Annotated in this window: 8 protein-coding genes; 2 read left to right on the top strand and 6 right to left on the bottom strand. The window is 43.1% G+C overall.

Going from position 1 to position 15197, the window contains the following annotated elements; all coding sequences use genetic code 11:
• Positions 1 to 31 precede the first annotated feature (31 nt).
• Entirely contained in the window at positions 32 to 1942 is a 1911-nt protein-coding gene (locus LZG71_RS26020; protein WP_233825494.1) for a S9 family peptidase, read from the bottom strand.
• A 455-nt stretch (positions 1943 to 2397) separates the two neighbouring features.
• Positions 2398 to 4719: a GH92 family glycosyl hydrolase gene (locus LZG71_RS26015; protein ID WP_255713221.1), complete on the bottom strand. Its 2322-nt coding sequence runs from the start codon at positions 4717 to 4719 to the stop codon at positions 2398 to 2400.
• A gap of 108 nt (positions 4720 to 4827) precedes the next feature.
• On the opposite strand from LZG71_RS26015, the gene LZG71_RS26010 reads away from it, so the two are divergent.
• A complete protein-coding gene (locus LZG71_RS26010) occupies positions 4828 to 5670 on the top strand; it encodes an MBL fold metallo-hydrolase (protein ID WP_233825490.1) in 843 nt (280 codons plus the stop codon).
• Positions 5671 to 5763: 93 nt separating this feature from the next.
• A complete protein-coding gene (locus LZG71_RS26005; protein ID WP_233825488.1) occupies positions 5764 to 6546 on the top strand; it encodes a patatin-like phospholipase family protein in 783 nt (260 codons plus the stop codon).
• 58 nt (positions 6547 to 6604) lie between these two features.
• Here the strand turns inward: LZG71_RS26005 and LZG71_RS26000 are convergent, their stop codons facing one another.
• From LZG71_RS26000 to nadB, 4 genes are all read right to left on the bottom strand, one after another.
• Positions 6605 to 8392, bottom strand: coding sequence for a RagB/SusD family nutrient uptake outer membrane protein (locus LZG71_RS26000; RefSeq protein ID WP_233825486.1), 1788 nt, complete (start codon positions 8390 to 8392; stop codon positions 6605 to 6607).
• An 11-nt stretch (positions 8393 to 8403) separates the two neighbouring features.
• Positions 8404 to 11559, bottom strand: coding sequence for a TonB-dependent receptor (locus LZG71_RS25995; RefSeq protein WP_233825484.1), 3156 nt, complete (start codon positions 11557 to 11559; stop codon positions 8404 to 8406).
• Between the two features lie 827 nt (positions 11560 to 12386).
• Positions 12387 to 13253 carry a PIG-L family deacetylase gene (locus LZG71_RS25990; protein ID WP_233825482.1) on the bottom strand — a complete coding sequence of 289 codons (867 nt, stop codon included), beginning with the start codon at positions 13251 to 13253 and terminating at the stop codon, positions 12387 to 12389.
• A 204-nt stretch (positions 13254 to 13457) separates the two neighbouring features.
• On the bottom strand, positions 13458 to 15032 hold the full coding sequence (gene nadB / locus LZG71_RS25985; protein ID WP_233825480.1) for an L-aspartate oxidase: 1575 nt from the start codon (positions 15030 to 15032) through the stop codon (positions 13458 to 13460).
• Positions 15033 to 15197: the final 165 nt, after the last annotated feature.

The raw sequence follows: 15197 nt of genomic DNA, 5'->3' as shown, positions 1-15197 counted from the left end.
TTTCATTTTCGAAAAACGCTAAACCAATCGTTTACAAAGTTTCTTTCAACCAGCTAAAAAACTCACGCTGCCACACAATGGCATTCTGAGCACTAAGCACCCAGTGATTTTCTTCCGGTAGGTATAGCAATTTGCTCTTAATTCCCTTCAACTGAGCAGCCTGAAATGCCTGTAATCCCTGTTCAATCGGAACGCGGTAATCTTTTCCTCCCTGAATGATAAAAATTGGCGTTTTCCACTGATCCACAAAATTGCTTGGCGACTGGCTGAAAGAACGCTGTGCAACCGCATTTTTCTTATCCCAGTAGTTTCCGCCTTTTTCCCAGTTTTCAAAAAACATTTCGTCCGTGGTGCCGTACATGCTACGGAAGTCGAAGACGCCATCATGCGAGATAAACGTTTTGAAACGACCATTGTGCTGCGCTTGTAATGCAAATACCGAGAATCCGCCAAAACTTGCGCCTACACAACCCAGTCGGGATTTGTCTACATAAGGCTGTTTCGCCTCAGCATCAATTGCACTCAGATAATCTTTTATAACCTGTCCACCCCAATCTTTACTCACCTGCTCGTTCCACTTGGTACCATGCCCCGGCATACCGCGACGATTTGGCGCAACCACAATGTATCCCTGAGAAGCCATTAGCTGGAAATTCCAGCGATACGAATAAAACTGTGTCAGAGCCGACTGAGGTCCTCCCTGGCAATACAATAAAGTAGGGTATTTTTTAGCAGGATCGAAGCCGGGAGGATAAATTACCCAAACCAACATTTTCTTTCCATCCGTAGTAGTCACCCATTTTCTTTCCGTTTTACACTTGCCCAATCCACTGAAAACTTCATCGTTTACATGAGTCAGCTGTTTCATGTCACCCGATTCTATGTCAACAGTATAAAGCTCGCTTGCGCGGTTCATGTCGCTGCGGGAAACAACAAGTTGGTTGCCAACCTGACCATGCACGCCATTGATGTCAAAATCTCCTTTGGTGATCTGCGTGATGACAGCAGCCATTCTCGTCAGTCCCGGATAATTTACTTTAAACAACTGAACAGTACCGTCCGTAGCAGCCCAGAAAAAGATTGTACGGCCATCTTCGCCCCATACAAAACCGTCCACATGAACATCGTCACGCTGCTGCGTCAGGTTCATTTTCACCTTTCCGTCACTCACGATAATATCCTGCTTGTCGGCCTCATATCCGTCTCTTTTCATTTGTAGCCAGGCAAGTTGCCCTTTCTCATTATACGCAGGCGCTACATCGTATCCCTTGTTTTCCTTAGTCAGGTTTACAGTGGTGCCTTTTTCTATATCGTATTCAAACAGATCCGTATTGGTGCTCACTGCATAATCGGTTCCGAATTTTTTCTTGGTTACGTATAAAACTCGCTTGCCATCAGGATTCCAGATGTAATCTTCATCGCCGCCAAATGGCTTTTGTGGACAATCGAATTTCTCTCCCGCCATAATGTCCTTTGCCGTTCCCGCCTTTCCATTGGCATACGGCGCAACAAATACGTGGTCAAACTTGCCGTCCTCCCAGGTATCCCAATGCCGGTAGTTGAGTGAAGTAAACACATAAGCGTCCGACTTAGGAAGATCCTTGTATTTATCGGCACCGGTTATATCCATTTCTCTCACCGCCTCGCTGCTGATGATGTGTTTACCGTCAGGAGAAATTTTTGAGTTTACGAGATATTCACCTGCATCCTTAATTTCTTCCGGAGTACCCCCCGTCACCGGTATACGATAGGTTTTCCTGTTGGTTTTGTTTGTTTCAAGATCCGGCGTACCTACGGAATAGATCACATATTTTTTGTCTTTGGAAATACCTGATGCCGAAACACGTCCAAGTTTCCAAAGCTGCTCAGGAGAAAGGTTTGTTTGTGCCTCGGCAACCAGCGAAAACAAAGCCAGCCCGGCCCAATACCACATTTTTTTCATACAATTATTGATGATAGTTAATTCCGGCGAACCGGAAACATTATAATATGTGAAATTATGCGATCGGGGGGAGTATTCAAAAAAATTAAATTCCAGGGGGATTTCTAATTGGAGTTGTGCTGAAATTGTTTGTGTCAAATTACACAGAGATTCACAGAGACTAAAAGAGAGCCACAGAGATCATTTTGGTTTTTTAACACTGAAAAAGAAAGCTTCACTGCATTTTTAAATATTCTCTGTGAACCTCTGTTTAACTCCGTGGCTCTCTGTGTAACAATGAACTATTGGGATTCTAAGCGTTGAGTTTTTCTATGATAAATTACACAAAGGCTAAAAGAGAGCCACAGAGATTATTTAATATTAACTGTTGTTCTTCCGAACTAAGAATATTCACAGAGTTTTAATATTCTCTGTGAACCTCTTCTTAACTCAGTGGCTCTCTGTGTAACAACATACTATCGAGACATCGAAAACGGCGCGTTCTTTACATCGGCACCCCATTTCGTATTTGGCTCACTTCCCATTTGCAAAACAAGACGTCCTCCATTTACAAGCTCATCATGGGTTAAATAGGTTCTGGCAAAAGGTTTTCCATTCAGCGTAGCCGACTGGATATAAAGCACCTGTTCCGAAACATTTTTTGCCTCAATTACAAACTTTTTACCCTTGCCTGTATTCAACACAACCTCAGGAAAAACAGGGCTTCCCAATACATATTCAGGCGTACCGGGAGCGACAGGATACATCCCAATCATACTGAATGCCAGCCAGGCCGACATTTGTCCCCCATCTTCATTACCACTCAGTCCACCCATTCCGATATCATATTCTTCACTGATGATTTTGCGAACCCATTTCTGTGTTTTCCACGGTTGGCCTGCATACGCATACAAATAGGCGATCTGGTGATTTGGTTCGTTGCCATGCCAGTAGTGTCCTTGTTCAAAAAGCGTATCCAGCTTGTTGGTAAATGGTTGGTATCCACCCATTATCTTGGACAGTCCGGCAATGTCCTGAGGCACAAACCAGGTGTACTGAGCCGGCGAACCTTCCGTAATAAACGGCGAACGTTTTACGAATGGATCAAAAGATTTTATCCAGCTGCCATCCGCATATCTGCCACGCGCATAACCAGTTGCTGGATCTATTACATTTTTATAATTCAAAGCATGTTTTTGCAGGATTTCCGCATCTTCCTTATGACCTAAACCCTTGGCCAACACCGACAAAGCGAAGTCGTCATAGGCATATTCGAGTGTGCGACTAACCTGTTCTCTTTTGTGAAAAGCCTGCCATACACTGTCTTCCAAAGGAATGTATCCGTATTTAAGATATGATTCCATGCCCCGTCTGCCTTTTCCTTCCCGGTAACTTTTGGGATTGGTATTGGCTTCAAAAGCGTTTTTTCGCAAATAGGTGTAAGCCGAATTCAGATCAAAATTCCGGATATTTTTAGCATAAGCGTCTGCTATTACCGAAGCCGAATGATCACCGACCATGGCAGCTGTGTATTGGTTCCAACAAGGAAAAATAGGCATCCAACCACCTTGTTCTGCCTTTTTTACCAGCGATTGCATCATATCACCCGACTGGCGTGGTTCCAGCAAATGATGCAACGGCATAGCCGCCCGGAACGTATCCCACATGCTGTAATCGCAATAGTAGTCAAACCCATCTGCTTTCTCCAGTGGTGTTCCTCCTGCGAAAGAGGGATATTTCCCGTCCGAATCGGAGAACAGGCGTGGCGAAAGCTTGGTACGATATAAGGCGCTGTAAAACAAAATCTTGTCTTTTTCATCACCCTTTACCTGTACTTTACCCAAAGCCTCATTCCAAAGTTTTTTTGTGTTTTTTTGAATACTCTCAAAAGTTTTACCTGTCAGTTCCTTTTCCAGATTCAGCCTTGCTCCTTCCAGACTGGTGAATGAGGTTCCAATACTTACATTTATAATTTGACCAGCCACACCAAAACCAACGTACGCTCCTAGTTTCTCACGTTGCCCTTTGCCAGTCAGATCCCGGCCACCAGGTAGTATTGTATCGCCTTTCCAGACCCCGAACTGCGTAATTTTTTTATCAAATTTTAAGACAAAATATCCGCTAAACCCTGCATGCTCACCTGATCCCTGATAAATACGATGCACGGGATTGTAACCAACAACCTCGCCTCTTTCAGGAAAAACCTCCACAAAACCTTCCCCTTCGTCGCTGTTGGGTTCAATGACTATAAAATTTTCGTCACCGCCTTCAAACCGGAAACGCATCATGGCTGCCCGTGGCGTAGCTGTTACCTCCGCATTGATCTTATAATCTTCCAGAAATACTCCATAATAATCGGGTGACGTTTTTTCTTTTTCATGCAAAAAAGCAGAAGCCCGAAGTTCCGGATTCACTTTAAGCTCTCCCGACATGGGCATTACAGTGAGTGTTCCGTAATCCTGCACACAAGAGCCATTGAGCCAGTGTGTCCCTCTGAAACCCTGGAATTTGGTATCATTAAAGTAATAGGGTGCAATGCATTTTGTTTCGGTAGCACGAGTTTGTGGTGTCCATTGCGTCATCCCATGTGGTGTTCCCACGGCAGGCATCGTCTGTCCTTTCAGTTCACTTCCCGCCTCACTGTGCAACCGCGCACTTTCTGTGGTGGATGGTGCCGTTCCTATCCTTGTTTCAACGTAGTCAGCAGGCGTTTTTTGTGCAAAACTGTATGGAGGAGTGGCCAGAGCTGTACACACTAAAAAGCAAAAGAGTAACTTGGATGAACCGGAAATATGCATAAAAGGAACAGGTGCTACCTGCAAAAAAAGACGGAAACTGAAAAATTAATGATATGTTTAAGCTTGTAAACGCATAAAAGTAAGACGATTTTATTTGATATTTCCCTTATGAACATACATATCATCGACACCGGCTTTTTCAAACTTGACGGTGGCGCCATGTTCGGCGTGGTACCCAAAACCTTGTGGAACAAACACAACCCGGCGGATGAAAAAAACCTGTGCAGCTGGGCCATGCGCTGCCTGCTTATTGAAGACGGCGATAAACTAATACTCATCGATACAGGACTTGGCGACAAACAGGATGAGAAATTCTTTGGTTTTTACGACCTGCATGGGGATGCAACGTTGCTGTCATCTATCCGCAAAAAAGGCTTCGAACCCGAAGATATAACTGATGTTATCCTGACCCACTTGCATTTCGATCATGTGGGTGGAGCTGTGAAGTATAATCAGAACAGATCGGGGTTGGTTCCTGTTTTTCCAAATGCCAATTACTGGTCCAATAACAGCCACTGGCAATGGGCTGTGAATCCCAATCCACGCGAGAAAGCTTCGTTTTTGAAGGAAAATATTTTGCCAATACAAGAATCCGGACAGCTGAAATATATCGAAAAAGGCAATTCTCCTTTCTCCAATATAGATTTCATTCATGTTGACGGACATACCGAGCAAATGATGCTGCCTGTAATTCGTTATCAGGATCAGAAAATATTATACGTTGCCGATCTTCTGCCTTCGTCTTTTCACATTCCGCTTCCGTGGATTATGAGTTACGACGTGCGCCCGCTGCTTACCATGCAGGAAAAGGAGCAGGTTTTACAAATGGCGGTTGACGAAAAATGTATACTACTATTCGAACATGACCCGTTGTACGAGGCAGCCGTGGTGGAACAAACGGAAAAGGGAATCAAAATCAGAGAGCGAGGTGATTTGCTTAATTTCTTGTAAAATTACATACCACGGAGGTGCACGGAGTAAAAAACGGAGGTTCACGGAGATAGAGCAAAAACTCAGCGTATCTCCGTGTTTAAACAGAGACTTATGAAAACAGGACTTGTACTTTCAGGAGGCGGAGCACGTGGGGCCTCACATATTGGTACTGTTAAAGCATTGATTGAGGCCGGTTACAAATTTGACGTGATCAGTGGAACGAGTGCAGGTGCATTTATTGGTGCTTTGCTTGCGTATGGTTATTCTCCCGACGAGATTCTTGACATTTTTATTGAAACAAAATTTTACCGTTTCCTTCGGTTTGGGTTTAGTACCGGTGGGATGCTGAATATCGAAAATGCCGAAAAAATCCTGATCAAATACATTCCCGAAAATACTTTTGAAGCATTAAAAACGCCCCTCACTGTAACTACAACGGATATTCATGCAGGCGAAGAAGTATGTTTCCGAAGTGGCGAACTGGCAAGACCAGTTTTGGCTTCTTGCTGTTTGCCGGGAATTTTCAAACCCATTCGATTTCAGGGAAGAGAACTTGTAGATGGAGCCATTTTTAATAACCTCCCTGTTGCTGCGATAGAAAAAGAGGTTGACTATTTAATTGGCATTCACTGCAACCCGATCAACTTCACAAAACCGGTTTCCCACATCCACAACATCACTTACAGGAGTTTCAGACTTGCCATGCGCGGCAAAGCAAAAGCCAGCCTCGACCGTTGCGATATGCTTATCGAAGCCCCGGAGCTTGGCACATATAATACTTTTGATTTTAGAAAAACTAAGGTACTGTTTGATATTGGGTATAGGTATACGAAGGAATTTCTTGCAGAAAAATACGAAAAATCAACTTTTAATAAGATTCAAAAAAGTATTTAACAATAAAATGGGGTATGCCAATCACAACGATCAGCATACCCCAATTTCATATTAATTGTTAATATCCCGGATTTTGAATCAGTTTGTTATTCTTATTCATTTCATCCAACTTAATAGGAAGGAAATAGTTCCTGTTAACCCAGGCGCGTTGCTGAACCTCTATTATTTTGTAAGTTGGTTTGGCAGCCGTCGTTTTGTCTGCGTTTAGCTTGTAAGTTGCTTCCACACCACGTGCATTGCTATACACCTGCGGGGCAATCATCCAGCGGCGCACATCAAAATAACGTTGCTCTTCATAAGCCATCTCCACACGGCGTTCATTCTGATATCTCTTCACCAAGGCAGCACCTGTTTCCGTAATGTCAGGCATAGCTGCACGCTTGCGAATCATGTTCAGATATTTTTTCGCTTCCGCTTCTTCGCCCAGATTGATACATGCTTCTGCATAGTTCAACAGAATTTCGGTGTATCTGATAAATCTCCACGGCACCTCAGATCTAAAAAACTGTGCATCTACTGCCGGATCCATAAACTTCTTCAGATAATAACCAGAGTACGTTCCGTTCCAGTCTTCAATTGGGCCTTTGCGCGTATCAAGTCCGGCAACAACATCCACCTTAGAAGTAGCAGCATTCCATTTTTCCCAATATCCAACCTGTATAATTCCCTTCGGATCTTTATCGATCACATCAGCAGGGCGTTGTCTCCATTGAGCCCCTTCAAACAAAATATCCGAATACAAACGTGAATCACGGCCAGCGTAAGGATCAGCTGCATGAGCCGGATTGCTCCAAGAAAACTTGGTACCGTCTTTCATTTCGTAATCGTCAACCAGTTGCCCCAAAGGTGTATTTCCACCCCAGTTGTGGTAGCCATTCGGACCATTGGAACGGCCAGGCCATGCACCATCATTATCCAATTTGGCGAGGAAGAAACGAACGTGAATGTCTTCTGGCGACTGCTTGGATACAAACATATCCTCACGGTTTTTAGAAGCTTCCGCAATTGAAGCCGGGTTTGGCGCATTCAGGCTGTAAACACCCAGATCCATTACTGCTTTGGCAGCGTCTTTGGCAGCTTTCCATCTGGCTGCACGGTCACCACCTTTGTAACCAATCAGCTCTGTGTTTGCATAACCACTTGACCAGGTTGGATTGGCGTAAAGATCACTGGCGGCGTAAAGCAATGTACGTGCTTTCAGTGCCAGTGCAGCACCCTTGGTTGCACGCCCGGTATTAGCAGAAGATTGGGTTACAGGAAGCAAAGCCGCAGCTTTATCACACTCATCAGCAATGAATTTGATACACTCTTCGTAAGTATTACGTGGTGCAGCATAATCTTCATTAAGCCCATAAGCTTCTGTGATGATAGGTACACCACCATAAACAGAAACCAGATTATGATACAGATAGGCACGAACAAAGTGCTCTTCACCCATGTACATTTTCTTGGTAGCGTCATCCAGCGTGGTGGCAGTTTCTATTTTACTAAAAAACAAGTTGGTCGCCCGTATGTTTTTGTAAACATTATCCCACACGAAATAACCTGCTCTATCATTTGCCCAGTCGTTGATATCACTGGCGTTGATAAGCCCTTTTGTAACGTTAACAACGGGTCCCCAAACTGCCATTGATTCGTCACTAAAGGTGGAGAACATCACATTGTTGAACCCATGACCTAACCCACGGTAGGTGTTATTAATAAAAGTTTGGATCAATGCTGCGTCATTCCATACGGCATCCTCAGAAAACTGATCCTGTGGCTCTTTGTTCAGAAAATCCTGCTGGCAGGAAGTCGTATTGAACAAAGTCAGTAAAACTGTTAAACAAAATATTATCTTTTTCATATCGATATTTATTAAAATGTCAGTGATAAACCGCCGTTTATAACTCTTGCCAACGGATAATTGATACCACCCGTGTTATTGTCCTCAGGATCAAATCCTTTAATACCAGGACTGTAAGTTGCAAGGTTGTTTCCGTTCACATACACACGCAGGTTTTGCAAACCAAGACGATTTGTCAATCCAAGAGGTAGTGTGTAACCAAACTCAAGGTTTTTCAAACGTACATAATTGGTGTTGTACAAAAGCTGCGTATTTCTTTGTGAACGCCAGTATTCATCACTTCTGTTACTTGCACGCGGTTTGCTTGCATTGATGTTATCAGGAGTCCAGCGACCATCGAAGTCTTCTTTCCAATAATTCCCAAAGTCACCACTTTCAAGAGACAGATAACGAAGCGCTCCGGTAGCAGCCTGGAACAAGATCGAAAGATCGAAACCTTTGTAGCTCAGGTTAGCACCAATACCTCCCTGAAAACGGGGAACGTCTGTTTTATAATTACGAACACGGTCATTCGCATCAATTTTTTTATCATCATTTACGTCCTTGAATATTACATCGCCCGGACGCGCTCCACCCCAGTGTGGATATGCATCAACGGCAGCCTGATCTTTGAAAATACCAATCGCCTGATAATATAAATCTCTGTCAGGATCGAATGGTGTATTGGCATCAGCTGGCTTTGTAGGCAGTGGATGGCCTGTGATTTGCTGATAGTCAGGGCGACCAGGAGCTTCATCAATAAAGTTAACCTTGTTGATTGCATAACCTCCGTTTACAAAAAATGTATACTTAAGATCTCTCACATCACCACGATACGATACATTGAAGTCAAATCCTTTGTTAGAAGTTTTTCCAATGTTTTCACTTGGTAAAGTAAGACCTGTTGACGAAGGAACAGATGCATTTCTTTTCCATAACAACCCTGAACGGCGGTAGTCGAACACATCAAATGTTACGTTGATACGATCATTCATTAAACTAGCGTCAAAACCAATATCTGCCTGGTTGGCAATTTCCCATGTTACGTTTGGATTTGGAATGCGACTTTCTCCAAGTGTTTTGCTTTCTGTTGTTGTTCCAAAAACCATGTTTTGTGTTTGGAATCCGTAAGTACCCAGATATTGCCATTCTTCTATACGGTCGTTACCAGTTTGTCCCCATGAAGCACGTAATTTGAACTGATTGATAAAGCTGATATTGTTTTTCCAGAAATTCTCTTCCGATAGTCTCCAACCAGCAGATACACCAGGGAAAAATCCGAAACGTTTGGCCTCAGGGAAGATATAAGAACCATCAACCCGCCATACAAACTCCATCAGGTACTTTTCTTTGAAAGCGTAATTAACACGTCCAAAATAATTAAGTCGTGCATTCTGATAGGCTGTTCCGGTGTTGTCCTTTTCTGCATCTCCACCTGCATTGAGCTGATCCAGCGAAGTGGACACGAAGTAGCGACGATAGGCGTCAAACTTGTCGCCATTTCCCGTTCTCTTTTCCGTTCCAATCAGAAATTTAACCAGATGATTGGTACCAATCGATTTCTCATAATTGATATAACCGTTAAGCAAGATATCCTGTTTATCTTCCATATATTCTCTTAAGTTAGGATCCCCAACCCCCTTTTTTCCCCTTACCAGGATCGGCTCTCCATTTGCATCACGACTGGTTCCGTCCCATGAATTCAGGTACCACGGTGTTTGAAAACGCTTCCGGAAATTAAAGCCTTTGTCAATACCTGCATTTCCAGTTACTGAAAGACCCTCCACCCATGGAATTTTGACATTTAGCTGTAACGTACTATTCAATACGTACCATTTATCACGATCGTATCCGGTTTGACTTGTACTCACCACCACAGGATTATTTCCGTACTCAATATCCGGACCTGTTGCTCCGTTTGGCCAATATGCAGGCATGTTTGGCTTACCGCGCATTACCATCCACAAAATATCTCCAGCGGTGCGCGTTGGATAATTTTTGTCCTCCATACGTCCCGATACGTCGAAACGAAGGTTAATGTTCTTGGTAATTGTTGCGTCAAGATTGGTTCTGAAATCGTGTTGTTTGTACTTCGTAGCACTGTTTTTATAATATCCGTCCTGGGTTTTTGTTCCTAACGAAACGAAATACCTCACAGCTTCGCTTCCACCAGATACAGTAGCATTATAAAAATGCTGACCCGACCAGTCTTTGTAAATTGATTTAAACCAGTCCGTATTCGGATATTTCCATAAATCAGATCCATCGGCATATTTTGCTATATCCTCCGCAGAATATCTTGGTGCCCGGTTCCGATACAGATCCACCTCATTTAATGCCTGTGCATACTCAGCAGCATTGGTCATTTTAGGCAAAATCGTTGGCTGGCTAAAACCCTGGTTGGCGTTAAATGTAATCGTAGGCTTACCAGTTTTTCCTCTTTTGGTAGTGATCAAAATAACCCCGTTTGCAGCTTGTGCTCCATAAATCGCGGCAGAAGCATCTTTCAAAACCGAGATTGTCTCAATACTGTTCGGGTCAATTCTGTCCAGAGAACGACCTGGAATACCATCCACTACTACAAGTGCATCGTTATTTCCCAAGGTATTCATCCCCCTGATCCGGATGGTGGAACCATCCTGGCCAGGCTCACCACTACGAGCCACCAATGTAACCCCAGGCAAGCGACCAGCCAAACTGTTACTTACGTTAACAGCCGGAGATTTTACAATATCTGTACCCTTAACCGTCGTTACTGCGCCAGTTAAGGTTTCTTTTTTTTGCTCACCGTAACCAACTACAATGATTTCGCTTAGCGCCTGAGCATCGGTAGCCAGCTTTACATCAATTGTATTTCGGGAACCTACTGTTATTTCCTGCTTGATGAAACCTACATAACTGAATACCAAAACAGCGTCTCCATTGGGAACTGTGATGTTAAATTGCCCATCGGCATCAGTGGTCGTTCCTGAATTACTCCCTTTTACCAAAATACTCACGCCAGGAAGCGGCGTTCCGTTTTCCTCGGAAACTTTCCCTTTCACAGTAATGTCTGCCTGTGACCGGATTGTTGCGACCGGCACAGCTGTGGCATGGCTAAGCACAGGTTCCCCGACGGCCAGGGTTAATAAGGCTATGCACGCGCTTGCAGGATGGCATAACTTCCTTAGGTAAATGATTCTTTTCATAAGTGTAAGGTTAAAATTGTTTGAAATGCCGCAATCATTTTGGATTGGGCACAAGAAGACTCATTGACCAAAAATCGTTGTCGTTGTGTCATTTAGAAATTGAAAGAAGAATCTTAAATGTTCGTTTTTATTTATTCATAGGCACTGGTTATTGTTTTAGAAATAATCTTGTTGCGTCATTTGACACAAGAGCAATTAAACTGCAAATGAATTTCTGACAAAAGAGGAACTTGATTGATTCAAAACCTGGCTGGCATTCTTATGCACCAGGCATTTAGTTAGATGGGTTAAATACGATATAAAAGGATCAAACCATGGATTCCGATTCCTGAAAACGTATAAAGGGGAGGCAGGCATTAAACAGAATAATCTGTTGAGGAGTTGTAAATTTCATTTTGAGTGTAGAAGTAAATTTCATACGATATGTTAGGTTAAAAATAGTACTATTGGCAAAATTGAAAGCGAGAATAAATGCCTTCTTGCGCTCCTGTTCTACTTTATCATTACTGATAACAATACAGAGTTAAGAAGAAAATTTAAAAATATACCCATAGTATAATACAAATTTTTATAGAAATTCAACAAAAGTGTCTTTATGACATCATAGCCGCATTTTGTGCACGTAAATCAACATGAGGTTACATGTTCAATTGGTACAACTTTTCTCGTTTTAAAAATTTACAACGCCATTCCAGCATTCCTCGTCAACTAAAAACCAGCTGATCGTAAATAGGAAAATACCGTGAAAACAGCTATTGCAGAGTGTGTGGTAAGAATTGATAATAATATGTGAAGTACAATTAACCCAGATAAGCTTCTACTCCGGTTTAATAACCAGTTATTCTAAGATCATCAAAAAGCTTCTTAACCTCCCTAATTCTCTCATTACCATTAATTTCAAAATACCAGAACGTCTCCATTTCTCCGCGGTGCATAGCCTGATTCATATCTCCGCTTTGAGATTTGTGGGCAGCTTTTACCCAATCCGCCACAATCATGTAGCTGTGTTTATTATCCTCTCCAAAATGCCGGGATCTGTCAAACTGAAATACCGGATCGGCGGCATTGACTTTCGTTTCCGGATAGCCATTAAGTCCGCTATATTTAAATTCAGAATTTTTATCCTGAGCTTGCGCGCCCAGCACCACAGGTCGTTTTCCTTTCATACGCTGCACGGCTCGGATCGCACTTATTGACGCAGTTTTATGGTGCGCATGTTGACCTTCATGTGGAAGCAAACAAAATACAAAGTCGTAATTACCTTTCGCCAGAAGAGTATCCAGACGACGATTTACGTAGTCAATGTCCCAATTTTTCCCTGTCAGATAAGGCTTTTCATTCCTGTTGTAGTAATCGTCGGGCTGATCCAGAAAGAAAAAATTATCTATTCCCAAAACTTCACCGGATGCCAACATTTCCTTTTTTCTGATTAATGGGAGTTGTTTTCTGCCGACAACAGAATCAACCAGATTCATACCGTAATAACTGGAAGCAACAAGGCCGTTATATCCACCGGAAGCGTCGGTGATCAGCGCAAGATCTGCGGAGCCTTTCAGCTCATGCGTAATTTTGAAGATAGTTACCGGAAACATAGTTTCATCGTCGGGGTGAGCCGTTACGATTAACACACGGGGACTTTGAGCAAAGGCCAAAAGTTCTGCAAATAATAAACCGAGCAGTAGCATGTACCTCATAGAAAAGTGAAGATGAAGAGTGAGCGATAATCAATATAAATCCAAATGTTGCGCATGGAATTGTTTCAATTCTCAATGGTGCTTACATATAAAAAAGGATCAAAAGTTCAGAAACGCCCTTTTGATCCCTATTGCACCTTTGTGTTAGTTACCTCTTACGAATAACAGCTGTAAAGCTTTTTCCTGTCCAAAATTAAAAGTGCTCTAAACATGATCCGCATTGTAATGCAGACCTATATTTTCCCGTCTCGCCATCGCCATTTTAATAATGAGATAGGATACGGATATCATGTTCCGAAGCTCGCATATTGCCACTGAAACTTTTGATTCTCTATACAATTCTTCATGTTCCTGATGTAGCAATTCAAGTCGGTCGTAAGCCCGTTTCATACGTCGGTCTGTGCGTACAATGCCTACATAGTTGGACATGATACTGTTAAGTTCTCTCGTCATTTCTGTTACGAGTACATTTTCTTCAGGATGTGTAGTCCCCGAATCATCCCACTCGGGAATGTTATCGGGAATGATAGCACTGTCAAAACTGGAAAGGGTACTTTCATATGCCCGGTGCCCAAACACCACTGCTTCAAGTAAAGAATTGGACGCAAGCCGGTTCGAGCCGTGCAAACCTGTACAGGAGCATTCACCCACGGCGTAAAGGAAATTGATATTCGTTTTCCCCCATTCATTTACACGTACACCTCCGCACATATAATGCTGGGCCGGCACCACGGGAATCATGTCTTTTCTTACATCAATGCCTGCATCCAGGCAGTATTGCGTGATGTTAGGAAAATGTTCGAGAAACTTTTCGTAATCGAGGTGTCTCACATCCAGATAAACATGATCTACCCCGTTTTTCTTCATTTCTGAGTCTATTGCCCTGGCTACAATGTCCCTTGGAGCAAGCGAAAGACGCGTATCGTAAAGTTCCATGAAGGTACTTCCATCGGCACGTTTCAATATTCCTCCGAATCCACGCACAGCCTCGGATATAAGAAAGGAAGGTTTTTTCCCCGGTTGGTAAAAACTCGTGGGATGAAACTGGATAAACTCCATGTTATCACAAATCCCTTTGGCGCGATAGGCCATGGCAATACCGTCTCCGGTAGCAATGGTTGGGTTTGTAGTGCTTTGGTATATATTCCCAATTCCACCTGTTGCAAGCATGGTAGTTTTGGCCAGAAACTTTTCCACTTCACCCGTTTGGCGATTCAAAACATAGGCACCGAAACATTTGATGTCCTCCTGATAACGATATACCGTCTCACCCAGATGATGCTGCGTAATGAGCTCAACAGCATAGTAATGAGTGAATATCTGTATGCTTTTGTGACGGTTTACTTCCTCCAAAAGTGCACGCTCAATTTCCGCTCCGGTTATATCTTTAAAATGCAGAATCCGGTTGTCGGAGTGACCGCCTTCTTTGGCAAGATCGTATTCGCCACCTGTTTCTTTGTCGAAGCGGGTGCCATAGTCAATCAGCTCCTGAATTCTTTCAGGAGCTTCTTTAACCACAATCTCAACGATGTTCCTTTTGTTAACCTCATCACCGGCATCCATGGTATCCTGGATGTGTTTCTCAAACGAATCCGACTCAGCCCAAACTACTGCAATACCACCCTGCGCGTATTTTGTATTTGTTTCATCTGCCTGCACCTTCGTGATCACGGCGATGGAAATCTCCTGCTTTGATGCTTCAAAATGTCTTGCCAGCTTGGCTGCGTAGCTCAGTCCGGCAATCCCTGATCCAATAATGAGAAAATCGAACTGCGGCATTGGTTATAATTGGTGTTTATAATCTGATCTATTAACTTGTCCCCATCTATTTAATTCCCTCAGGGCGATGCCCTGGGCTGAGGGATAAAAGCCTTTCAGGCTAATTCTTAATTGTCGTCCGCGACCCCGGTAATTCTTAACTTCTATAACTCCTTAACTACATTC

This window comes from Dyadobacter sp. CY312 (assembly GCF_021390535.1).
Classification (GTDB): Bacteria; Bacteroidota; Bacteroidia; order Cytophagales; family Spirosomataceae; genus Dyadobacter.
Note: the sequence above shows the minus strand (reverse complement) of the source record. Positions and strands in the feature narration are given on the sequence as shown.

Bases quoted from the DNA above. Each gene is read 5' to 3' on its own strand.
- LZG71_RS26020 (WP_233825494.1), bottom strand. From the start codon at position 1,942: ATGAAAAAAATGTGGTATTGGGCCGGGCTGGCTTTGTTTTCGCTGGTT.
- LZG71_RS26015 (WP_255713221.1), bottom strand. From the start codon at position 4,719: ATGCATATTTCCGGTTCATCCAAGTTACTCTTTTGCTTTTTAGTGTGT.
- LZG71_RS26010 (WP_233825490.1), top strand. From the start codon at position 4,828: ATGAACATACATATCATCGACACCGGCTTTTTCAAACTTGACGGTGGC.
- LZG71_RS26005 (WP_233825488.1), top strand. From the start codon at position 5,764: ATGAAAACAGGACTTGTACTTTCAGGAGGCGGAGCACGTGGGGCCTCA.
- LZG71_RS26000 (WP_233825486.1), bottom strand. From the start codon at position 8,392: ATGAAAAAGATAATATTTTGTTTAACAGTTTTACTGACTTTGTTCAAT.
- LZG71_RS25995 (WP_233825484.1), bottom strand. From the start codon at position 11,559: ATGAAAAGAATCATTTACCTAAGGAAGTTATGCCATCCTGCAAGCGCG.
- LZG71_RS25990 (WP_233825482.1), bottom strand. From the start codon at position 13,253: ATGAGGTACATGCTACTGCTCGGTTTATTATTTGCAGAACTTTTGGCC.
- nadB (WP_233825480.1), bottom strand. From the start codon at position 15,032: ATGCCGCAGTTCGATTTTCTCATTATTGGATCAGGGATTGCCGGACTG.